The sequence below is a fragment of the Mycolicibacter virginiensis genome (assembly GCF_022374935.2).
GTDB lineage: Bacteria > Actinomycetota > Actinomycetes > Mycobacteriales > Mycobacteriaceae > Mycobacterium > Mycobacterium virginiense.
Map to the genome: position 1 here is coordinate 4895824 of NZ_CP092430.2, position 19963 is coordinate 4915786.

The following is a 19963-nucleotide window of genomic DNA, read 5'->3' on the forward strand; positions in this document are numbered from 1 at the left end:
AGGTGCGCTGCGGTGGTCAGTCGACGAACTGGTAGTGCACCCCGAGTGCGCGATAGGTGCGCTCCGCCCGACGATCCCGGGTGAGCAGCATGCGCCGGTTCGTCTGGGCGGCCTGACCGACAAGCGCGTCGTAGACCGACCCGCCGACGATGCCGAGCCCGGCGAGCCGCCGGAAAAGTCCACCGGTCGCAGGGGTGTCGAGCCAACACTCGACCGGGAAGGCGGTCGCCAGTACCTCGGCTGCTTGGGTTGCGCTCAAGCGCAGCGGGATGGGGAGGCGGGTGAGCACCGAGAACGTCTCGAACGCCGCGTGGCCCGCGAGCGCAGGGCGATGTTGCAGCAGGGCTCGGCGGCAGACGGAGTGTGCTTCGTGGGTCGAATCAAGAGCCGCGACGGCAACGCTGGTGTCGCATGCCCACAGGTCAGCGCTGGACGTCATCGCGAAGCCGGCGCACATCGGCGTCGGTGAGTACCGCACCCTCTACCGGGCCGAGGAGCGGGAGTCCGTCGCGGGTCTCGATCGAGCGGGCACTCTGCTGGACCGGCTCGATGCGGAGACCGGTCCCGTCCGGGATCAGTTCAAGCGGTGTGTCGGGCGTGATGCCGAGCGCCTTGCGCAGCGCCTTCGGGATGACCAACCTTCCCAGTCGGTCCACCGACACATTCATGGCATCAATTTACCATCTAATTGGCAAACTCCTGGCGGTCTGCGCCTCAACTGGTGAACCAGTACTCCGGCGGCGCGGCCGGCTCCGTCCCCGTGATTCAGGAGGCGATCAGGGTGTCGATCTGGTTCAGCGCCGAGGTGGAACCTTCGACGACACCCATGTCCAACACCTTCTGCAGGTCTGCGGCGGAAGTGAACGTGCTCGTGTACGTCGCGCGGGTTCCACCGTCGTGCTCGATGAAGGTGTAGACGTTCCTGGAGGTCGGCATGCCGGGATCGGGGTTGAAGTCCAGATCGGCGAAGCCGTCGTCGAAGGTGAAGCTCCGCGGCTCGTCGACGGCGATGATCTGCCAGTATCCTGCGTACTTCTCACCGTCGGGACCGGTCATGAAGTAGTTCGTGCGTCCGCCGGGGGTGAGGTCGTGGTCGACCACGGTCGCGGGGAATGTCGGTGGCCCCCAGACCTTTTCCAGCTGGCGTGGGTCAGCGTAGATCTGCCAGATTCGTTGCACCGGAGCAGCGAAGTCGGCGGTGATGGTCAAGGTCAAGGCGTCGATGTCGTGTTGTACGTCGATCACAGGCATGGTGCGGCCTCCTAGGTCTCCTCGGACGAGATGAGTTCGTCGATACGGGCGATGCGACCACGCCAAACCTGTTCCAACTCGGTGAGCATGGCCGCCACCGACCGCACCGCGGCGACGTCACCGCGGGCCAACTGCTCGCGGCCGCTGCGGCGCTTGGTGAGCAGGCCGGACTTCTCCAAGACGGCGACGTGCTTCTGCACCGCGGCGAAGCTCATCTGGTACTTCACCGCAAGGTCGGAGACCGAGTGCTCGCCGGCCAGCACCCGGCGCATGATGTCGCGTCGTGTGCGGTCGGCAAGTGCGTGGAACAGGGCGTCCACCCGGTCGTCGTCGAGCGTGATCACCCGATAATCGTACAACCGATTGGTTGTACATTGTCAAGGGGAGAGCCGGCGAAGCCGGCTTGGATCAGACCGCCGGGAACCAGTAGTCGAGGGTGTCCTCGACGCCGCCCCAGTCGATGCCCATCCAATCGGTGAAGAACTCCTCGATCTTGCCGAAAGCGTTGTAGATCATCTCCACGATCGAGTTGACCAGTCCCACGAACACCCCACTCTCGATCAACCCGCCGCTAGTCAGCGCACTGATCCAGGTGCTGAACTGGTCGATGTCACCGGAGAGGTCGATGTTGGTGATCAACCCGTCGGTACTGAAGGTGTGGTTGGCGACCTCTTCCGGCGTGAGGCCCATGTACATGACGTGCTCCCAGAGCAATCCGAGCATGGAGTTCGACGTGTAGTCGGCAACGGGGTCACCGGGGAACTCGTAGATGGTGGTGGTGAAGGCGTCGTTGGGGGTATGGAAGCCGTTCAGCAGTGGGTAAAGGTCGGAGGTGTTGGTGGCACCGGAGGGATCCGACCACACGCCGGTCGTACTGGACGGATCACCGATGAAAACGAAGTGCAACGCCCCCGACGGGATGACACCCTCATGGGCCAATTGGGCCATCGCGATCGAGCCGGCGGTGGCGCCCTGCGAGTAGCCGAAGACCCACAGTGGGTGCTCTTCGTCGTAGGCGCCGGGGTTGGCGGCAAATTCGGCCTCCACAGCCTGGACGATCAGTGCCGCCCCGGCGAAACTGCTGTGCCCCTGCAGGATGAGTTGCGGGGTGGTCAGCACCTGCAGCGCAGAATCGCAGCCGGCGGAGCCGATCACGCACACGCTCGCGTCGTCGCCGGCGTCGAAGCCCAGCGGCTGCAGGAACAGATCGGCCGCGGTGTGCGCGAAGGCCGCCGACGGCGTGGTCAACATGGTCCCGCCCACGAAGATCGCGGTGTCCGCCAGCAGGGCTACTTGGCGCGCGTGCGCCGTTTGGACGACCGGGGTTCCGGCGACGCCGGCCGCGATCACGCTTGCGGCAGCAAGCGGCGCGAAAACCTTGGTTGCGTTCATGCCCGAGTCTCCTAAGGCTTATGTATGAGGTAGGGAAGAAATCCTGAAGATCCTATAGTGGCACCCTCGCCGCAGACACGTCAATTGGCATACCGCTCCGGGAGAACGCCGTTGCCCAGCACGTTCGATCTGATCCGAGAGCCGTTGACTTGCTCCGATTAACCCTGCCATGATCGCCCTCAGGTTTAGCTTTCGATTTACTCGTGTGATTTTTAGCTATGACCATCGGAGTAGGTCTGGCACGAATGATTCGGAAAGGCGGCATGCCCGTGGTGAAGGACGCCCCGCGATGCTGACCAAGCTCTGCGCACCGATCGCGATCGCCGGCATCACGGCAGGCGGTGTGCTCGCCGCCCCGGTAGTCCATGCCGCGCATACCGATGTCAACCTGCAGGTCGACGTCGACCTGTTGGCCGACACCGCGATCTTTGTCGGTCCGACGATCTTGTCGACGCCGTCTGCGACATTCGCCCGAACCGCGGCCGACCTGTTCCTGCGGCCGCTGGGCTTCGACGGTGGCGACGACCCCGCGTCGTGTCTCATCGGGTCTGCCGCTTGTGACGCGCCGCTGCAGCTGCTGGCCACCCCGGGCCTTATCCAGGTCGGACACAGCAGTTTTGCCGGTGCGGCCGAGATCGTGCGGACGGTACAGGCCGAACTCGCCGCCAATCCGGGCGCCTACGACGCCGAGCATCCGCTGTGGATTTTCGGCTACTCCCAGGGCGCCACCGCCGGCTCGATCGCGATGGCCCAACTGGCCCACGACGGCGTCGACCCGCAGGTACTGCACTTCGTGTTCATCGGCGACCCGACCGCTCCCGACGGCAAATATCCACATATGGAGGACGACGGCTCGGCGCACAGCAACTTCTCCGACACCTGGATGCTGTACGGCAAAGAGACGCCCAACGACGCATTCACGACCACGATCTACACGATCCCCGGCGACCCCAACGCCGACCACACGTCCACCTCGCCGTACGGCGATTTCTACGAGCACATGATGTATCTGGGGCTCACCCCCGATCAGGTGGCCAACCACACCGCCACCACCGACGACCTGCTCACCACCATCAACATCTCTACTGACTTCGACCAGTTCGGCGCATGGCTCAACGCGTGGGGCCACGGACTGGCCGACAGCAGCTGGTGGGATGGCCTGTTCTACTCCGCCGTGGCGTTCGTCTACAGCGCCTTCGGCAAGCTCGAGGACTTCTTCGGCGATTGGATGGGCCTGGACTGGGGCGGGGTCGAAGAAACGCTGGACTACTGGTTCCCGACGGTCTGAAACATCGCGCTTCGCAAATGATTTGGAAAGGCGGCAAGCCAGTGGTGAACGGACGTCCCACGATGCTGACCAAGACCTTGGCGCCGATCGCGGTGGCCGGCACGGTGGCGGGCGGTGTGCTGTCGACTCCGGTAGTGCACGCCACGCATGTCGACGTGAACCTGCTGGCCGACACCGCGATCTTCGTCGGTCCGACGATCCTGTCGACGCCGTCTGCGACATTCGCTCAGACCGCGGCCGATCTCTTCCTGCGCCCGTTGGGCTTCGACCTCGACGACGACGCGAGCGCATGCGTGGTCGGCTCCGCGGGATGTGACGCGCCGCTGCTGCTGCTGTCCACTCCCGCCCTGGTTCAGCAGGGCCACAGCAGCTTCGTCGGGGCGGCGGAGATCGTGCGGGAGGTGCACGCCCAATTGGCCGCCAACCCGGACGCCTACGACGCCGAGCACCCACTGTGGGTGTTCGGCTGGTCGCAGGGTGCAACCGCCGGTTCGATCGCGATGGCCCAGTTGGCCCACGAGGGCATCGACCCGTCGCTGCTGCACTTCGTGTTCATCGGCAACCCGGTGGGCTCCGGCGCCGCGATACCGGATCTCGGCGGAGGTTCCTCATCCGGCGACTTCTTCGACACCGGCCTGTTGTCCGGCGTCCACACCCCGACCGACGCGTTCACCACGACGGTGTACACGATCCCCGGCGACCCGGTCGCCGACCCCAACTCCACCTCGGCGTTGGGGATCCTCTACGAGCACATGATGTACCTGGGGCTCACCCCCGATCAGGTGGCCAATCACGCGGCGACCATCGACGGCATGCTCACCGACATCAACATCTCCGGCGACTTCGACCAGTTCGGCGCCTGGCTCAACGCGTGGCCCCACGGCCTGATCGACAGCGGCTGGTGGGAGGGCCTGTTCTACTCGCTGGTGGCGTCCTTCTACAGCGTCTTCGGCAACATCGAGGACTTCTTCGGTGACTGGCTGGGCATCGACTGGGGCGGCGTCGAGGACACTCTCGACTTCTGGTTCCCGGCGGAGGTTTAACGCGGCCGTCGCGACGCTGCTCGCAGCTGGCTACCGTCGATGCTGTGATGGTGTCGAGATCGCGCATCACCCGCGCCTGCGCCGTGGGAAGCGTCGCGCTCGTACTTGGGACGGTCCCGTCGTGCAGCCAGCCGGGGCAGCAGCCGCCGCCGCCGGCCAGCACCCCGTTCGCCACGGTGCCCGTCATACCTCGCGCGGATGCGCCCTACCTACCTCGTGGGGAGCTGGTCGCGCCGATCTCTGCGCTGATGAACGACGCGATCGCGGTTCCCCGGCTACCGGGTGCGGTAGTCCGGGTCGGGCACGCCGGCACGATCGCCTTCAGCCAGGCTTTCGGCGCGCGCAGGCTCGCAGACGAACCCGCTCTTGACGGCTCGCCTTCGCCGGCCGAGCCGATGACCGAGGACACGATCTTCGACATCGCGTCGTTGACGAAATGTCTCGCGACGACCGTCGCGGTCCTGCAACTGTATGAACAGGGCCGGGTGACAATCGACGAACCCGTCCAGACCTATCTGCCGGAGTTCAACGAGACCAACGACCCGCGGCGCGCCCAGGTGACGTTACGCATGCTGCTTACCCACACCTCGGGCATCGGGGGCGATCCGAGCCACCAGGGGCCGTGGGGCCTGACCGAGGCGGACAAGGCGAGTGGGGTTCATCGGGCACTGACCGCACCGCTGGAGTTCGGTCCCGGCGAGATCTTTCACTACTCGGACATCGGCTTCATCATCCTGGGCGTGCTGGTCGAGACGATGACCGGCCAACCGTTGGACACCTACGTGCAGGACAACGTCTTTGCACCGTTGGGCATGACCGACACCCGCTACCTGCCCGCCACCAAAGCCTGTGGCCCACACCAGGTCCGCGGCACTGCCATCGCCTTGGACGCGGGGGCATCCCAGGACGGGCAGTGCCCGGTAGGGAGCTGGAACACCGACCTGCTGGCCCGGATCGCGCCGACGTCGCATGACGAAGACACCCCCGAGATCAACCCGGACTTCGATCAGCTGCTGCGCGGCACGGTCAACGACCCGACTGCGCGCCGCATGGGCGGGGTGGCCGGCAGCGCCGGGGTGTTCTCGACCGCCGGCGACATCGGCAGGTACGCCCAGGCCCTACTCGATCGGCTGGCCGGGCGACCGAGCCCGTTTCCGTTGCGGCAATCGACCCTGGAACTGATGACGACACCCCAGCAACCCGGGCACGATGCCGCCCAGCTGGTGGCTGCGAACGCCGCTGCGCAACAGGCGAATGCGACGTCACCCAATCGGCCCGATCCCCTGCTCGCCGCGCACTATCCGGCGATCGCCGGACAGGATCTCCGCGGTTTCGGCTGGGACATCGATACGCCGCACTCCCGGCCGCGCGGGATGATCTTTCCGATCGGCAGCTTCGGGCATACCGGGTTCACGGGAGTGACGCTGTGGATCGACCCGGGGTCGGACACCTACGTGATCGTGCTGGCCAACGTGATCCATCAGCGCGGCGGCCCGCCCATCGCAGGGCTCAGCGGCGACGTGGCCACCGTGACGGGCCGGGGGCTGCACCTGTACGGCAGCTGACGGGTCAACTTCCACCCGTGGTCACAGCCGGCCGCGCGCACCTGGCGATAATGGCCGGGTGGCCGATCGCAACGCTCCTGCTATCCCCGTCATCGCGCTGACGGGGTATCTCGGGGCGGGAAAGACCACGCTGCTCAACCACGTGCTGCGCGCCCCAGGCGCTCGAATCGGGGTCATTATCAACGACTTCGGCGAACTCAATGTCGACGCCGGCCTGGTCACGGGCCAAGTCGACGAGCCGGTGTCCATCGCCGGTGGGTGCATCTGCCACCTGCCGGATGAGGGCGGACTAGACGAGGCGCTGGAGAAGCTGGCCGACCCGAAGCTAGCGCTGGACGCGATCATCATCGAGGCAAGCGGGGTGGCCGAACCCGCCGATGTCTCGCGAGTGATTCGGTTCAGCGGGGTGGAGCGAATACGCCACGGCGGTGTCGTCGACGTCATCGACGTAGCGGAACACTTCGACACGGTCGATACCGAGTCGGCCCCGCCGCAGCGCTACGGCGTGGCCTCCCTGGTCGTAGTCAACAAACTGGATCGGATCGCCGAAGACGCCCGCGAACAGGCCCTTGCTCGGGTGGAAGCCCGTGTGCGCGAACTCAATCCCCACGCTCACGTGGTGGGTGCGATGGCCGGACGCGTGGATCCCCGGCTGCTGTACGACATCAGCGACGGCGGGGAGTCCGGACAGATGTCGTTTCGGGAGCTGCTCCTCGACGACGCCGGCGAGCACCACGATCACGTGCATGCAGACTCGGTAACCGTCGTCGGCGACGGCGCCGTTGACCCGGGACCGCTCATCGACCTGCTCGAACAGCCGCCGCAGGGCGTCTACCGGATCAAGGGCACGGTCGCGATCGGCAAGCGTCACTACCTGGTCAACGTCGTCGGCACGTCGGTGCACGTGGTGACCGCGGCTGCGAGTTCAGGGGCCAGCCACCTCGTCGCGATCGGCACGCACCTGGACACCGCGGACGTTCGCGCCCGGATCGAAGAGGCACTGCGGCCCGCCGGGGAGAAGGTGTCCGCCGCGGGCATGCGGCGGTTGCAGCGATTGCGGCAATACAGCATCTAGGCCGCAGCCGTACAACCAGGGTTCTTCACTCCGTTGCGGGTCCGATGAATTCGATGCCCGCGCGAATCGCGGGGCGGTGCCTCAAGATGCGGAAGTGTGCTAGCCGGCCCAGGCCCGCCGTCGTCATCAAACGTGCTCCCGGCCATGCGGCGACCACCTTCTCGCTCGTCACATAGGGAGTGTCGGGGTCATCGGGGTCGTGGATGAGCAGCAGCGGCGGGAAGTCGGTTTTCTCGGCGATCCGGACCATATTGGTGTCCTCGAGCGGCATGCCGATCCGGCGTTCCAGGCGTCGATGCAGGCCGGCGCGAATCCGTCGGCCGAAGTTGTGGCGGGCGGCGAACAGATCCAGATAGATCGGGAACTCGCCCATCGGTGCCAGGAACACCAACCGCCCGACCGTCGCGCCCCACGACGCCGCGAACGCGGTCGCGTTACACCCGAGGGAGTGGGCGACGACCGCGCGGGCGGGCCCGTGTGTCCGGATCATGGCCGCCACCGCTTCGGCGCATTCGATGGCGGTGGTGCGACCGGGTGCCAGTACGCCCCGCTCGGACTCGTTGTGGCTGGGCAGGTCGAACGCGATTACGCGGTGCCCGGATTCGACGAGGGGTTTGATGAACATGCCCAGGTGGGGGCGGCGTCCGCCCCAGCCGTGCACGAGGTAGACCGGCGGCCCTTCACCCCAGGACTCGCCGACGATCCGGTGCCCGTCCCAGTGCGCCTCTAGGGGCTGGCCGGGTGGGACGCCGGGCGGCATGCGCAGGCTGGACTCGAGGACCGGCGGGGTGCACCATAGCTCAACTGCCCAGCGCGACCCGATGGCGGGCGCGACTCGCTCCAGTAGCCAGAACAGCCGACGCACCCGCGGGGTGACCGGCGGTTGGACGCCGGAGCCCTCCACATCGAGAACGATCGGGCTTGGAGAATCGCCGCCCTCGGCACTGGCTTGATCTCGGCGAAGGCCCTGTCGAGCGGCCGAGGGGTTCGTTGACTCCGGCACATGTCGAGGTTAGCGAGGTGATGCGGTCGGCAGCCAACGTCGCGCTGGTACGGGTTCAGGCCTTGAGGGTTGGTGTGATTGCCGCATCGATGATCTTGGTATCGCGCGTGGCGACGGTCAGATTGCGGCGCAACGCCTGGGCGACGATGATGCGGTCGAACGGGTCGCGGTGCTCCCACGGAAGTCGCCCGGCGAGGATCGCGTCAGCGGAGTCAATCGCCAGTTCCGTGCTGCTCATGTCGGCGATGACGTCGGTCCAGGTCGACAGCAGCGCTCCCCCGTCGAGGCGGCCCAGCCTGGTCTTGGTCGCGATCTCCCATGCCGAGGCCGCGCTAACCCATACCGAGGTTCCCGGATCGCTCAAGATCGCGAGCGTGTCGGCGTCGACGTTCGAGGGCTTACTGACCAGCCACAGCAGGGTGTGGGTATCGAGCAGGACGTTCACGCCTCGGCGTCTTCCCAGGCCGCGAGTTCTGCTGCCGGTAGTGCGTCATCGAAGTCGCTCGGTACGACGAGGCTTGGTAATTGGCCGAACCTGCGCGGTACAGCGCTGATCGGTACGAGCTGCGCGACGGGCTGACCGTGGCTGGTGATGGTGAATGACGCGCCGGCCTTGACGTCATTCAAAAGCCGGTTGAGCTGGTTCTTAGCGTCCGTGCTGCTGATCGTCTCCATCGGTTGCATCGTAGCGAGATTACGCCCATCGCGCTAGCGTTACTAGCGCGATCGCCTGCCCGTAGGACATCGGTTCAGACACATGACAAGGAGAGGCCGCCGCCGCTGCGAAAATGCGATTAGCGGCGAGGACCTTACAAGGCACCTGTAGGTCTCACGCTGCATGTCATACGACGAGGTTGTGCGCTGGCGGATACCGGGTGTCTCACGTGGTGTCACCCGAACTTTGTCTCAAAGTCGTGTCATTTCTTCAGGACTCCGAGGAACGACCGCTACCAGCGCATCGACGGAGCACAACGCCTCGTCGGATGCGGACTGTTCGGCGATGGAAGCCTCTTGGCCGCATCTGCTGTTCGCGGTCAAGTCTTGAGGGGTCGCGCAATTGAAGCCGGCGCTTCGCGTGAGGCTGCGTGAAATTCTGCGAGGTCTAGCGTAGGCGGAATGGGTTTGTTCAGTCATGAGGAGTTCCGGGATCCGGCCGACGGCATTGGTGGCGGCGATCGTGGTGGGGTTGTCGAGCGAGCTCGGCGTGCTGAGGTGGGCCAATACGGGGTTGACGAACCTATGGTGGTGGGTCCGGGGTTGCCGCCTGAGGATGGTTCATGCGGTCAGTTCGCTGTTCAGTTCCATGTGTCTACGTCAATGCTGTTCGGGTTGAAACGTATTGCGGATATACGTGGGGTGAGCGTGCCGGAGGTATGCCGGCAGGTGATCGGTGTGTTTGTCGCCCAGCAGGAGGGTGAGCTGGGTGCGTTGCTTGCTGCCGAGTCTGAGGCGACTGATTACCGGCCGAGTTTGGGTCAGGCGTAATCGTCATCGTCCTATGCGCATGTCTGTATGACACCTTGGTGAGACATATGACAAGGGCATGACACCGCCACTGAGAAAGTGACACGCAGCGTGAGACCCTACGACTCCCGTTCCGTCAGTGCGCCATATTCGTAAAACGCGACAAGTGCAGCTGGTGCGCCACCGTCACCGTCTTCGTCGGCCCATTCCGGTGCTTGGCCAAGATCAGGTCCGCCTCGCCACCGCGCGGGTCGTCGCGCTCGAACGCGTCCGGGCGGTGTAAAAGTATAACCATGTCCGCATCTTGCTCCAAAGATCCACTTTCACGGAGATCTGCGAGCATCGGCTTCTTGTCGGTGCGCTGCTCGGGACCACGGTTGAGCTGGCTCAACGCGATCACCGGCACTTCGAGCTCCTTGGCCAGTAGCTTGAGGTTTCGGGAGAACTCCGACACCTCCTGCTGGCGCGACTCGACCTTCTTGCCGGAGGTCATCAGCTGCATGTAGTCGACTGCCACCAGTCGCAGGTCAGCCTTCTGCTTGAGCCGACGGGCTTTGGCGCGGATCTCCATCATGGTCAGGTTCGGTGAGTCATCGATGTAGAGCGGCGCCTCGCTGATCTCACTCATCCGCCGTGCCAGCCGGGTCCAGTCGTCGTCTGTCATCCGTCCCGAGCGCATGTCGCCGAGCTTGATCTTGGCTTCAGCGGAGAGCAATCGCATGACGATCTCGGACTTGCTCATTTCCAGCGAAAAGATGACGCTGGCCATCCGGTTCTTGATCGAGCACGACCGCATAAAGTCAAGTGCCAGTGTGGATTTCCCCATACCGGGCCGCGCCGCGATGATGATCATCTGCCCCGGGTGCAGGCCGTTGGTCACCTCGTCGAGGTCGGTGAAGCCCGTCGGCACCCCGCGCGCGATACCGCCGTGCGAGGCGATCGCGTCGATCTCGTCCATGGTGGGCTGCAGCAGGTCTTCGAGCGGGACGAAGTCCTCGGAGCTCCGCCGCTCGGCGACCTCATAGATCTCGGCCTGGGCCCTGTCGACGATCTCGGCGACGTCGGCGCCCTCGGCACCGGCATAGCCATACTGGACCACCCGGGTGCCGGCCTCCACCAGCCGGCGCAGCAGCGCCTTCTCCGCGACGATCGTGGCGTAGTAGCCGGCGTTGGCCGCGGTAGGCACCGTGGAGATCAGCGTGTGCAGGTATGGGGCGCCGCCCACCCGGCGCAACAGGCCGCGGCGGTCGAGCTCGGCGGCCACGGTCACCGCGTCGGCCGGCTCTCCACGCCCATAAAGGTCCAGGATCGCGTCGTAGATGTTCTGGTGCACCGGGCGGTAGAAGTCACTGGGCCGCAGCCGCTCCAGCACGTCGGCGATGGCGTCCTTGCTCAGCAGCATGCCCCCGAGCACCGACTGCTCTGCGGCGAGATCCTGGGGCGGTTGGCGGCCGACGTCTTCGCGTGGTGGCTCTTCAAGCCCAGAGCGCCCACGGTCGTCGACTACTGCCATGCGCCCCTCCTCCTCCACTGGCACGATCGAACGTTTATTCGACGCTGCCGCCCCAACATATCCCTGGCCACCGACGCCCCCGTTGTGCCGTGCCGCGTTGACGGTAGGCGTTGCTGGCGGCCGGACAAAACGAGCTTGTGAACAAAGGTGTGGATTAAGTGTGCACACCGGTCCCCCATTTGTTTGGGACGGTGGGGAAGACTTGTGGATTGCGCTTCCCAGCAACGTCATCCCCGCAGGTGAGGGCGGTAGCTAGGGGTGTTTTGATTGTGGAAGACAATCCCTTCGGCGTGTCGCCATAGGTTGCCGTCTTGGGCGTGTTGCTTTGCAGACAGGTAGACGCGATTCCACATCAAGGTAAACACCCACACCCCGACAGACGGGTCCAAAAGTTAGCCAGCACTAACCCGGGCTGGCTGCTATCCGAACACAGCAAAGCCCCGGCAGCGCCAATGAGGGCGCTGCCGGGGCTGCTGAGATACGTGCTTAGTTTGCCGCAGCGACGTCGAGCGTGACGTCGACGTTCACCTCGGGGTGCAGGTGTACCGACACCGGGTGGCTGCCGACGGCCTTGATGTGGGCCTTGGGCAGCCGGACGATCCGCCGGTCCAGGTTCGGCCCGCCGGCCTTCTTGATGGCGGCGACCACGTCAGCGGCGGTCACCGAGCCGAACAGCTTGCCCGAGTCGCCCGAGGTCTTCACCGGCAACGTGACCGTGCCCAGCGCCTGCAGAGCTTCCTTGAGCTCCTTGGCGTGGTCCAGGTCGCGCACCTGCTTGGTCTCGCGGGCACGACGGATGTCGTCGGCCTGCTTCTGCGCGCCGCGCGTGGCGACGATGGCCAGCCCCCGCGGGAGCAGGAAGTTGCGGCCGTATCCGTCCTTGACCTCGACGGTGTCTCCGGCCGCTCCGAGGTGGTCCACCTCAGCGGTCAAAATGAGCTTCATCGTTTCGAACTTTCTCTGACTTGAGGGGTCGGCTAGCGCGCCGACGAGGTGAAGGGCAGCAACGCGACCTCGCGAGCGTTCTTCACCGCGAGCGCGACGTCGCGCTGGTGCTGAACGCAGTTACCGGTCACACGACGGGCGCGGATCTTGCCCCGCTCACTGATGTAGGTGCGCAGCAGCGAGGTGTCCTTGTAGTCGATCACCTGCTTCTTGTTCGAGCAGAATGCGCACTTGCGAGTCTTGATCGGCTTCTCAGGAGCCGGACGCCGCTTGTTGGATTTGGCCATCTACCTATCTCTTTCGTGCTGTGGTTCGTTTGTCTAGAAGGGCGGCTCGTCGTCGGCGCCACCGAAGGAGCCGGACGCCGGAGCACTGCCCCACGGGTCCTCCGCGGGCGGGCCGGACGGAGCGGAGGGGGCTGACATACCGCCGCCCCCGCCGAAGCCGCCTCCGCCGCCGCCGCGGCTGACCTTGTTGATCTTGGCGGTGGCATACCGCAACGAGGGGCCGACCTCATCGACCTCCACCTCGTAGACGGTGCGCTTCTCGCCCTCGCGGGTCTCGAAGGACCGCTGCCGCAGCCGCCCGGTGACGATCACCCGCGATCCGCGGGTGAGGCTCTCGGCCACATTCTCGGCGGCCTCGCGCCAGATGTTGCACCGAAGGAACAGCGCGTCGCCGTCCTTCCACTCATTGCTCTGCCGGTCAAAGACCCGCGGAGTGGACGCCACCGTGAAGTTGGCGACCGCCGCCCCCGAGGGGGTAAACCGCAGATCGGGGTCCGCAGTCAGGTTTCCAACGACGGTGATCGTGGTGTCACCTACAGCCACGGGGCCCTCCTAGGATCGGTGGCAGCGCTTGGTGCTGCATTCGCAGCATGAGCCTACGCAACGGCTGCGACAGTCGGCTACGACTTGTCGGTGCGCATCACCTTGGTGCGAAGCACCGACTCGTTCAGGCTGAGCTGACGGTCGAGCTCGGACACGGTGGCCGGTTCAGCCTTGACGTCGATGACCGCGTAGATGCCCTCGGCATGCTTGGCGATCTCGTAAGCCAGGCGGCGCTTGCCCCAGATGTCGACCTTGTCGACCGAACCGCCGTCTTTACGGATGACGTTCAGGAACGTCTCCAGGGACGGGGCAACGGTGCGCTCGTCGAGAGTGGGGTCAAGGATGACCATGATTTCGTATGGACGCATGGGAACCTCATCACCTCCTATGGTCGTAGTGCGGCCGTGGAGGTATCCACGGCAGGAGGGTCGCCTGCGTCGGCAACCGGGCTAGGCTACCGGAGGCGGACGGCCGGAGCGAAATCGGCGGGTTGCTCATCGAGTCCGATTAGGCTCACCGCCATGGTGAGTCACGGCAGGTGGTTCGTGATGTCGGCAATCGTCCTGGTCGCACTGGGCGGGCTGTCGAGACCGGCGCCGGCGGTCGCCGACGACAACTGGGTGCAGCCGGGCCAAGTCGCGAAGTTGATCCCCTCCGACGAAGAGGTCAGCACCTTCGCCGGGATGCCTATGGCCAGCACGGGTCCGGTGGGCATGGTGCCGTCGCAGCCGGAACGTCTCCGACAGCGCGATGACTGCCGGGCGTTCTACGAGGTGGGCACTACCGAGGTGGTCGGGAGCAACTACGCGTCTCACCGAGCGCAGAGGTGGGAGAACCGCGCACATGAAGCAGCCGCGATCGTGGCTGTGACGACCTTTCCTTCGGTGGCTGAAGCGAACGCGGCGTTCACCAACACCTACAACCGGCCTGCGGTCGACCGCTGCCTCAATGCTCGGTTGGCTGGGACCGACGTCGATGCGGGCGTCACCATGGACCTGGTGCACGTCGAATTAAGCCCGGACGCGACCGTGGCCTCCTGGCTGCTCTCGGCCCGCTACAACGGCGCGAATATGGGGTTCACCTCGGCGTTCCTCGTCGCCGTGGGGGCCAACTTCATGGTCGAGGTGCTGTCCAGCCAGTGGGGCAACGCCGCCGTGACGATGGACCGGCTCAGCCAGCACGTCTTGGACCGGGTGCACTGACCCCGGTCAGGTTGCCGGAATCCAGACCATCAGCCGCTCGGCGAGCTTCGCCGCCGCCTCAGCCCCGCCGGCGCCGCGCCGGCACACCGAGGTGTACAGCAGAACGTTGCTCTTGACGTCGGCCTCGTAGGCGCAGCTCCAGTCGAGCGGCTTGCCGTCGGCCAGTTGCACCCGGCTCCACTGTGCTCGGGTCCCGTCGACGGTGGGGACGTGGAACTGCCAGGTGACTTTCGCATCGGTGTCACGCGGATTGTGCACCGCGACCCCCTCGCACTTGCGCAGCTCGGCGGGGAACGCCGCGCTGAACGCCGCGCGTGCCTTGTCGGTGTCGGGGTAAGAAGCCACGCCCTGGCCGACGACGACGTCGGCGTTCTCTTCCCGATCCTTCTGCTGGGCGCCCTTGTAGGCCGTCCACTCGAAGCCGAAAGCGGGCATGGCCGGGCCGAGCAACACCGTGCACTCGGCGTGCTCGTCCAGCGCCACCGGCGGCGCCGGCTGGTCGAAGCGCTTCTCAAAACCCAAGGGCGAGCCGACGATGGGACCGGACACGTCCGCGGGCACCGGCAGTGTGCGCAACCGATCCGGCAGGACCAGCGGCGGCGGAACCGTTGACATCGAGGACCGGCGAGCGGGTTCCCCGGCGGGAGCCACCGCCTCTGAGGTCTCGGCCTTGGTGGTGTCACCGGGCGATGGCAGCCTGACGGCCTGGGCGGATCCGCCATCCTGGTCGTCGCTGCGCGAACACCCCAGCATCGCCATCGCCACGAGGCCCGCGACGCCCACTGCGGCCAATACCCGTTTCATCACGTCGCTCCTCGCCGGTCCGTCGTCCATGCGTCAGCCCCCGATCCGGTTCGACGTTATATCCGCTATCTGCTGCGTGGTTGTCGAGGGGTTTCCGGTCTGGCATGCCCCGTCACGGTGTATCACATTGCGCTGCAGGCGAATCTGTGTTGCGCAGCGCCATCCGGTGCTCTGCTGGTCACGTTGTTCCGACAAGACGACGGACAGCTTCGAGTCGGTGACTGTGAGGGAATCGACGTGCCAGGCCGCATGCTCATCGTTCTCGGCGGGAATCATCGCCGTCCGGCAGCGCGCCTGCAGATCGGCATTGATCGTCCGGCGGAATACCCGCGACGCGGTTCGTCCGTTCTCGTAGGCGGCCACGCCCTGCCAGGTAAAGAAGTTCATGTCGTCACTGTCCTGCTGCGAGACCTGGCGATACGCGGTGTAGTCCGTGGTCCAGAAATCTTTGCCGGAAAGCGTCAGAGCCTTGCACTCGTTGCGATCGCGCAACGTGACCTCGGCGCTGGGTACCTGCCAACTGCCCTTTCCGTGCATCGGCAGCCCGACGACGGCACTGACATCGTCGTCGGAGAGCAGCAGCGCGCCGACCCGTCCGGGCGGCAACCCATCCGTGGACGCCAGACCGGGCGTCTTGGGAGCCGAAGACACGTTGGCCATCATCGCGTCGACGGGCATTTCACCCGTGGTCGCACTGCAGCCAACGGTCGCCAGCAGGGCCAGCGAGCAGCACGCCGCGGCTTGAACTGAACGGTTCATCGGATGTCCCGCATCTCTCGGTGGCAGCTCGAGCCAAGATCGTCACGATCGTAGCCGCTGGCCGGGTCGCTGTCCGGCGGTAACGGGCATGCCGTCCGGCTGCTGCCGGGGCGAGGGCCAGCGGGGGGTGGAGGTCGCGGCGGCGAAATTGAGGTACAAGGTCCTCACCGCACAACGTTGCGCGGCACATCTCGCGCTGTGACGGTAGCCTCACCGGAATGTCTGATGTTTCCTTGTTAACTTTGTTGCGCGAACGCGCCTCCCTCGCGCCCGACGAGCCGGCGTTCACCTACACCGATTACGACCAGAACTGGGACGGTGTCGCCGAGACGCTGTCGTGGTCACAGATGTATCGGCGCGCCCTCAATGTCGCCAAGGAACTCCAGCAGCACGGGTCTGCCGGGGACCGCGCGGTAATCCTGGCCCCGCAGGGCCTCGGTTACATCGCAGGCTTCCTGGGCGCCATCCAAGCGGGATTCATCGCCGTGCCGCTGCCGGTGCCGCATCCCGGCGCGCACGACGAGCGGGTCAGCGCCGTTCTCACCGACACCGCTCCCACCGTCGTCTTGACCACGACCGGGGCGGCGGATCTTGTCGCTGAGTACGTCCGGGAATCCGGGGCCGACGCCACGGCAACCGTCGTCGAAGTCGACGCCTTGGATTTGGACGCCAGCGTCGCCATGGGTGAGCAACCTGTCGACTCCGGTGGGGTGGCTTATCTGCAGTACACCTCGGGCTCGACTCGGCTTCCGGCTGGCGTGATGGTTTCGCACCGCAACCTTCAGGTGAACTTCCGGCAGTTCATGGCGGGCTACTTCCCGGAGTTCAACGGGGTGGCACCGCCGGACACCACGATCGTGTCGTGGCTGCCCTTCTACCATGATCTGGGCTTGATCCTGGGCATCATCGCACCCATCCTGGGTGGCTACCGTTGCGAGCTGACGAGTCCGGTGGCGTTTTTGCAGCGTCCGGCGCGCTGGGTCCAAGCGATGGCCAGCCACACCCGAACGTTTACGGCGGCACCGAACTTCGCCTTCGAACTGGCGGTGCGAAAGACCACCGAAGAAGACATGGCCGGACTTGATCTGGGCGACGTGCTGGGCATCGTCAGCGGCAGTGAACGCGTCCATCCCGCGACTTTGGAGCGCTTTCTCAACCGGTTCGCCCCCTATAACTTCCGCGCTCGGGCCCTGCACCCTGCCTACGGGTTGGCCGAGGCGACTCTGTATGTCGCCACCCTGGACGTGGAATGCCCGCCCCAGACCGTCTACTTCGAATCGGAGAAGTTGACACGCGGCAGCGCCCAGCGGTGCGAGGCTCCGGACGGCACGCCCCTGCTCACCTACGGTGTGCCGAAGTCGCCTGCGGTGCGGATCGTGGACCCCGAAACGTGCGCCGAGTGCTCCGTGGGAACCGTCGGCGAGATCTGGACAGCCGGCGCCAACGTCGCTGCCGGCTATTGGAACAAGCCAGAACAGACCCAGGAAGTGTTCGAGGCGACCCTTGTCAGGGCGTCCGAGGGCACCCCGAGCGGCCCGTGGCTGCGGACCGGTGACCTCGGATTCATCTCCGAGGGTGAGTTGTTCATCGTGGGCCGCATGAAGGATCTGCTGATCATCCGCGGGCGCAACCACTACCCCGAGGACATCGAAGCCACCCTTCAAGAGATCAGCGGCGGTCGGGTCGCGGCCATCTCGGTTCCGGTCAACGAGGACGAGACGCTGGTCACCATCATCGAAGTTCGGGATCGTGGCGAATCCGCCGAGGACGCGGCGCAGCGCCTGGCCGTCCTGAAGAACGATGTGCAGGCAGCGATCTCTCAGGCCCACGGGGTGACCGTCGCTGATGTGGTGCTGGTTGGTCCGGGATCGATTCCCATCACCACCAGCGGCAAGGTGCGCCGGGCGGCCTGCGTCGAGCAGTACCAGAGCCAGCAGTTCACCCGTATGGACCGCTGAGCCGGGCCGCGTCCCCGCGCTACGAAGTCGCCGCATGTGGATAGCCCTGCTCGTGATGGCTGCTGCCACCAGCGTTGAGCCGGTCCGCATCGGTTTGACGCTGCTGATGCTGAACCGGCCCAAGCCGGTACTGCAACTGATGGCGTTCCTGTGCGGCGGTTTCGTCATGGGGACAACGGGCGGCCTGGTGGTGTTGTTCGTTCTTCCGTCCACCTTGACCGAGTCTTCTGGACTGACATTGCCCAGGGTCCAGATCCTCATCGGCGCGCTGGCGCTGCTGACGGCCACCGTTCTCGCGGTCAGACTCGTCACGGCGCGGCCGGGCGCGATGCGCCCGGCCCGCGCCGATTCTGTCCCGGTCAGATTCTCTGCTCGGGCACAGCGACTGCTCAAGGGCCGGTCGCTGTGGGTGGCGGGAACTGCCGGTTTGGGTATCGCGCTGCCGTCGGTGGACTACCTGGCCGCATTGGCGATCATCGTCGCATCCGGCGCCGCCACCAGCACGAAGATCGCCGCGCTGCTGACATTCAATGCGTTGGCGTTTGCACTGGTCGAGATTCCGCTGCTGGCCTACCTGGTGGCTCCGGACGCCACCCGCGGGTTCATGGCCGCGTTGCACCAGTGGGGTCGGCAACGTCGTCCGGGCCAGGTCGCCGCGTTGCTGGCCGCCGTAGGCGGTGTCTTATGCACTGCCGGTGTTCTAGGTCTATGAGAAGGTGGACGTCGGGCCCGACAGCGGGCCTGCACGGCTGAAGGGGTTAGCGATGAAACGACTGGTCGCCGGAGCTCTCGCGGTGTGGCTCGCCGGTTCGGCTAGCGGGCTAAGTGCCAGTACCGCGACCGCAGCCCCGGCACGTCCGACCGATACCCCCTGGGTTGCGCCCGCGCCGGCTCCGACGCCGGCACCGGTGGGCGATGCTTCGAACGTCGATGTCGTCTACGCAGTCGGCGGCGCCCGGCCGCCCGGCATCCCGTGGGCGGACTACACCCGGCGTGCCGGTTCGGGCTATTTCCCGAACAAGAAGCGGGAAATCATCGACTACCCGGCCGGTGCCATGTTCCGGTGGGTGCCCACCATGTTCGCTCCCGACGCCAAGCGCGACAACGTGACCGTGTCCGCAGCGGTCGACGCGGCCGCCGACAACCTCGACGCGGTGATTCGCCGCGGCACCCAGCCAGCCAGCGTCGTCGGTTTGTCGCAGGGCACCATGGCGCTCGACAAGGAGCAGGTCCGGCTCGCCAACGACCCCGCCGCACCGCCGGCAGACATGTTGCAGTTCACGACAATCGGCTCACCCATGGGCAAGCACGCTTTCGGGAAGAGCTTTCTTTCCGGACTCTTTGCGCCGGGCAGCCGGCTGCCGCTCGAGGACTACGTCATGCCCCCCGAGGTGGAGAGCCAATACGACACCAATCGGATCGTCGCCGCCTATGACGGCATGGCCGACTTCCCCGACCGGCCCGACAATCTGTGGTCCGTCGCCAACGCCCTGCTCGGTGCCGCGATCGTGCATACGCCGTCCGCATTCACCACTCCTGCCGACGTGCCCGCGCAGAACGTCCGATCCACCATTAATTCCCGCAACGCCACCACAACGACGTATCTGATTCCCATCAATCACCTGCCGTTGACTATGCCGCTGCGGTTCCTGGGTATGCCAGACGACGTGGTCGATCAGCTCGACGGCTTCCTCCAACCGCAGGTCGACGCCGGCTACTCCCGCAACGATGACCCCGCCACCCGGCCGATCTCAGTCCACCCGGCCGGCATGAATGTGGTGGAGGTTCTGGGACCGGAGACCAGCAGCGCCGTCGATGACACCGTCGGCAAGCTTCGCAGCTTCTTCAATTTCACCGGCTGACGCACGGCG

The 19963-nt window shown here is 65.7% G+C and carries 24 protein-coding genes; 9 read left to right on the plus strand and 15 right to left on the minus strand.

Annotation, left to right across the window (positions count from 1 at the left end):
• Positions 1-16: 16 nt before the first annotated feature.
• The 5 genes from MJO54_RS23185 to MJO54_RS23205 all read right to left on the minus strand — a co-directional run bounded on the left by MJO54_RS23185 (position 17) and on the right by MJO54_RS23205 (position 2643).
• Positions 17-439: a type II toxin-antitoxin system VapC family toxin gene (locus tag MJO54_RS23185; protein ID WP_046286300.1), complete on the minus strand. Its 423-nt coding sequence runs from the start codon at positions 437-439 to the stop codon at positions 17-19.
• Positions 423-668: an AbrB/MazE/SpoVT family DNA-binding domain-containing protein gene (locus MJO54_RS23190; RefSeq protein ID WP_046286301.1), complete on the minus strand. Its 246-nt coding sequence runs from the start codon at positions 666-668 to the stop codon at positions 423-425. Before MJO54_RS23190 ends, MJO54_RS23185 begins: the two co-directional genes overlap by 17 nt.
• A gap of 97 nt (positions 669-765) precedes the next feature.
• Positions 766-1251, minus strand: coding sequence for an SRPBCC family protein (locus tag MJO54_RS23195; protein WP_046286302.1), 486 nt, complete (start codon positions 1249-1251; stop codon positions 766-768).
• 11 nt (positions 1252-1262) lie between these two features.
• The gene (locus tag MJO54_RS23200) at positions 1263-1595 is read right to left on the minus strand and encodes an ArsR/SmtB family transcription factor (RefSeq protein WP_036458234.1); all 333 of its coding nucleotides are present in this window, start codon (positions 1593-1595) and stop codon (positions 1263-1265) included.
• A 64-nt stretch (positions 1596-1659) separates the two neighbouring features.
• The gene (locus MJO54_RS23205; RefSeq protein ID WP_240175470.1) at positions 1660-2643 is read right to left on the minus strand and encodes a PE-PPE domain-containing protein; all 984 of its coding nucleotides are present in this window, start codon (positions 2641-2643) and stop codon (positions 1660-1662) included.
• A 289-nt stretch (positions 2644-2932) separates the two neighbouring features.
• Here MJO54_RS23205 and MJO54_RS23210 point away from each other — a divergent pair, with 289 nt between their 5' ends.
• The 4 genes from MJO54_RS23210 to MJO54_RS23225 are packed head-to-tail and all read left to right on the plus strand — an operon-like array spanning position 2933 to position 7614.
• Entirely contained in the window at positions 2933-3931 is a 999-nt protein-coding gene (locus tag MJO54_RS23210; RefSeq protein WP_240175471.1) for a PE-PPE domain-containing protein, read from the plus strand.
• Positions 3932-3975: 44 nt separating this feature from the next.
• On the plus strand, positions 3976-4974 hold the full coding sequence (locus MJO54_RS23215) for a PE-PPE domain-containing protein (RefSeq protein WP_240175472.1): 999 nt from the start codon (positions 3976-3978) through the stop codon (positions 4972-4974).
• A gap of 47 nt (positions 4975-5021) precedes the next feature.
• The gene (locus MJO54_RS23220; protein ID WP_240175473.1) at positions 5022-6539 is read left to right on the plus strand and encodes a serine hydrolase domain-containing protein; all 1518 of its coding nucleotides are present in this window, start codon (positions 5022-5024) and stop codon (positions 6537-6539) included.
• A gap of 58 nt (positions 6540-6597) precedes the next feature.
• Positions 6598-7614 carry a CobW family GTP-binding protein gene (locus tag MJO54_RS23225; protein WP_046285270.1) on the plus strand — a complete coding sequence of 339 codons (1017 nt, stop codon included), beginning with the start codon at positions 6598-6600 and terminating at the stop codon, positions 7612-7614.
• Positions 7615-7639: 25 nt separating this feature from the next.
• Here the strand turns inward: MJO54_RS23225 and MJO54_RS23230 are convergent, their stop codons facing one another.
• The 3 genes from MJO54_RS23230 to MJO54_RS23240 all read right to left on the minus strand — a co-directional run bounded on the left by MJO54_RS23230 (position 7640) and on the right by MJO54_RS23240 (position 9292).
• A complete protein-coding gene (locus tag MJO54_RS23230) occupies positions 7640-8530 on the minus strand; it encodes an alpha/beta fold hydrolase (protein WP_240176022.1) in 891 nt (296 codons plus the stop codon).
• Between the two features lie 142 nt (positions 8531-8672).
• Positions 8673-9062: a type II toxin-antitoxin system VapC family toxin gene (locus tag MJO54_RS23235; protein WP_046285271.1), complete on the minus strand. Its 390-nt coding sequence runs from the start codon at positions 9060-9062 to the stop codon at positions 8673-8675.
• On the minus strand, positions 9059-9292 hold the full coding sequence (locus MJO54_RS23240; RefSeq protein WP_046285285.1) for a type II toxin-antitoxin system Phd/YefM family antitoxin: 234 nt from the start codon (positions 9290-9292) through the stop codon (positions 9059-9061). The genes MJO54_RS23235 and MJO54_RS23240 overlap by 4 nt, the downstream gene beginning before the upstream one ends.
• A 441-nt stretch (positions 9293-9733) precedes the next feature.
• Between MJO54_RS23240 and MJO54_RS23245 the strand changes: the two genes are divergently transcribed.
• On the plus strand, positions 9734-10102 hold the full coding sequence (locus MJO54_RS23245; RefSeq protein ID WP_046285272.1) for a hypothetical protein: 369 nt from the start codon (positions 9734-9736) through the stop codon (positions 10100-10102).
• A gap of 115 nt (positions 10103-10217) precedes the next feature.
• Here the strand turns inward: MJO54_RS23245 and dnaB are convergent, their stop codons facing one another.
• From dnaB to rpsF, 5 genes are all read right to left on the minus strand, one after another.
• A complete protein-coding gene (dnaB, locus tag MJO54_RS23250; RefSeq protein ID WP_240175474.1) occupies positions 10218-11594 on the minus strand; it encodes a replicative DNA helicase in 1377 nt (458 codons plus the stop codon).
• A gap of 486 nt (positions 11595-12080) precedes the next feature.
• A complete protein-coding gene (rplI, locus tag MJO54_RS23255; protein WP_064888812.1) occupies positions 12081-12539 on the minus strand; it encodes a 50S ribosomal protein L9 in 459 nt (152 codons plus the stop codon).
• A 32-nt stretch (positions 12540-12571) separates the two neighbouring features.
• Positions 12572-12826 carry a 30S ribosomal protein S18 gene (gene rpsR, locus MJO54_RS23260; protein ID WP_046285275.1) on the minus strand — a complete coding sequence of 85 codons (255 nt, stop codon included), beginning with the start codon at positions 12824-12826 and terminating at the stop codon, positions 12572-12574.
• A 33-nt stretch (positions 12827-12859) separates the two neighbouring features.
• Positions 12860-13369 carry a single-stranded DNA-binding protein gene (locus tag MJO54_RS23265; RefSeq protein WP_046285276.1) on the minus strand — a complete coding sequence of 170 codons (510 nt, stop codon included), beginning with the start codon at positions 13367-13369 and terminating at the stop codon, positions 12860-12862.
• A 77-nt stretch (positions 13370-13446) separates the two neighbouring features.
• Positions 13447-13737 (minus strand): 30S ribosomal protein S6, encoded by a 291-nt coding sequence (rpsF, locus tag MJO54_RS23270; protein ID WP_024442721.1) that lies wholly within the window; start codon positions 13735-13737, stop codon positions 13447-13449.
• Positions 13738-13917: 180 nt separating this feature from the next.
• Here rpsF and MJO54_RS23275 point away from each other — a divergent pair, with 180 nt between their 5' ends.
• Positions 13918-14571 carry a sensor domain-containing protein gene (locus MJO54_RS23275; RefSeq protein WP_165604520.1) on the plus strand — a complete coding sequence of 218 codons (654 nt, stop codon included), beginning with the start codon at positions 13918-13920 and terminating at the stop codon, positions 14569-14571.
• Between the two features lie 6 nt (positions 14572-14577).
• Here MJO54_RS23275 and MJO54_RS23280 read toward each other — a convergent pair whose 3' ends face one another.
• The gene (locus MJO54_RS23280) at positions 14578-15375 is read right to left on the minus strand and encodes a sensor domain-containing protein (protein ID WP_165797892.1); all 798 of its coding nucleotides are present in this window, start codon (positions 15373-15375) and stop codon (positions 14578-14580) included.
• 33 nt (positions 15376-15408) lie between these two features.
• Positions 15409-16134, minus strand: coding sequence for a sensor domain-containing protein (locus tag MJO54_RS23285; RefSeq protein ID WP_046285279.1), 726 nt, complete (start codon positions 16132-16134; stop codon positions 15409-15411).
• Positions 16135-16352: 218 nt separating this feature from the next.
• Between MJO54_RS23285 and MJO54_RS23290 the strand changes: the two genes are divergently transcribed.
• The 3 genes from MJO54_RS23290 to MJO54_RS23300 are packed head-to-tail and all read left to right on the plus strand — an operon-like array spanning position 16353 to position 19954.
• Complete coding sequence (locus MJO54_RS23290; RefSeq protein ID WP_240175475.1) at positions 16353-18092, plus strand: AMP-binding protein; 1740 nt, start codon at positions 16353-16355, stop codon at positions 18090-18092.
• Between the two features lie 34 nt (positions 18093-18126).
• Complete coding sequence (locus MJO54_RS23295; RefSeq protein ID WP_046285281.1) at positions 18127-18804, plus strand: GAP family protein; 678 nt, start codon at positions 18127-18129, stop codon at positions 18802-18804.
• A 52-nt stretch (positions 18805-18856) separates the two neighbouring features.
• Positions 18857-19954, plus strand: coding sequence for a PE-PPE domain-containing protein (locus MJO54_RS23300; protein WP_064888809.1), 1098 nt, complete (start codon positions 18857-18859; stop codon positions 19952-19954).
• Positions 19955-19963 lie beyond the last annotated feature (9 nt).

Bases quoted from the DNA above. Each gene is read 5' to 3' on its own strand.
- MJO54_RS23185 (WP_046286300.1), bottom strand. From the start codon at position 439: ATGACGTCCAGCGCTGACCTGTGGGCATGCGACACCAGCGTTGCCGTC.
- MJO54_RS23190 (WP_046286301.1), bottom strand. From the start codon at position 668: ATGAATGTGTCGGTGGACCGACTGGGAAGGTTGGTCATCCCGAAGGCG.
- MJO54_RS23195 (WP_046286302.1), bottom strand. From the start codon at position 1,251: ATGCCTGTGATCGACGTACAACACGACATCGACGCCTTGACCTTGACC.
- MJO54_RS23205 (WP_240175470.1), bottom strand. From the start codon at position 2,643: ATGAACGCAACCAAGGTTTTCGCGCCGCTTGCTGCCGCAAGCGTGATC.
- MJO54_RS23210 (WP_240175471.1), top strand. From the start codon at position 2,933: ATGCTGACCAAGCTCTGCGCACCGATCGCGATCGCCGGCATCACGGCA.
- MJO54_RS23220 (WP_240175473.1), top strand. From the start codon at position 5,022: ATGGTGTCGAGATCGCGCATCACCCGCGCCTGCGCCGTGGGAAGCGTC.
- MJO54_RS23240 (WP_046285285.1), bottom strand. From the start codon at position 9,292: ATGGAGACGATCAGCAGCACGGACGCTAAGAACCAGCTCAACCGGCTT.
- MJO54_RS23245 (WP_046285272.1), top strand. From the start codon at position 9,734: ATGGGTTTGTTCAGTCATGAGGAGTTCCGGGATCCGGCCGACGGCATT.
- dnaB (WP_240175474.1), bottom strand. From the start codon at position 11,594: ATGGCAGTAGTCGACGACCGTGGGCGCTCTGGGCTTGAAGAGCCACCA.
- rplI (WP_064888812.1), bottom strand. From the start codon at position 12,539: ATGAAGCTCATTTTGACCGCTGAGGTGGACCACCTCGGAGCGGCCGGA.
- rpsR (WP_046285275.1), bottom strand. From the start codon at position 12,826: ATGGCCAAATCCAACAAGCGGCGTCCGGCTCCTGAGAAGCCGATCAAG.
- rpsF (WP_024442721.1), bottom strand. From the start codon at position 13,737: ATGCGTCCATACGAAATCATGGTCATCCTTGACCCCACTCTCGACGAG.
- MJO54_RS23275 (WP_165604520.1), top strand. From the start codon at position 13,918: ATGTCGGCAATCGTCCTGGTCGCACTGGGCGGGCTGTCGAGACCGGCG.
- MJO54_RS23280 (WP_165797892.1), bottom strand. From the start codon at position 15,375: ATGAAACGGGTATTGGCCGCAGTGGGCGTCGCGGGCCTCGTGGCGATG.
- MJO54_RS23285 (WP_046285279.1), bottom strand. From the start codon at position 16,134: ATGAACCGTTCAGTTCAAGCCGCGGCGTGCTGCTCGCTGGCCCTGCTG.
- MJO54_RS23290 (WP_240175475.1), top strand. From the start codon at position 16,353: ATGTCTGATGTTTCCTTGTTAACTTTGTTGCGCGAACGCGCCTCCCTC.
- MJO54_RS23295 (WP_046285281.1), top strand. From the start codon at position 18,127: ATGTGGATAGCCCTGCTCGTGATGGCTGCTGCCACCAGCGTTGAGCCG.
- MJO54_RS23300 (WP_064888809.1), top strand. From the start codon at position 18,857: ATGAAACGACTGGTCGCCGGAGCTCTCGCGGTGTGGCTCGCCGGTTCG.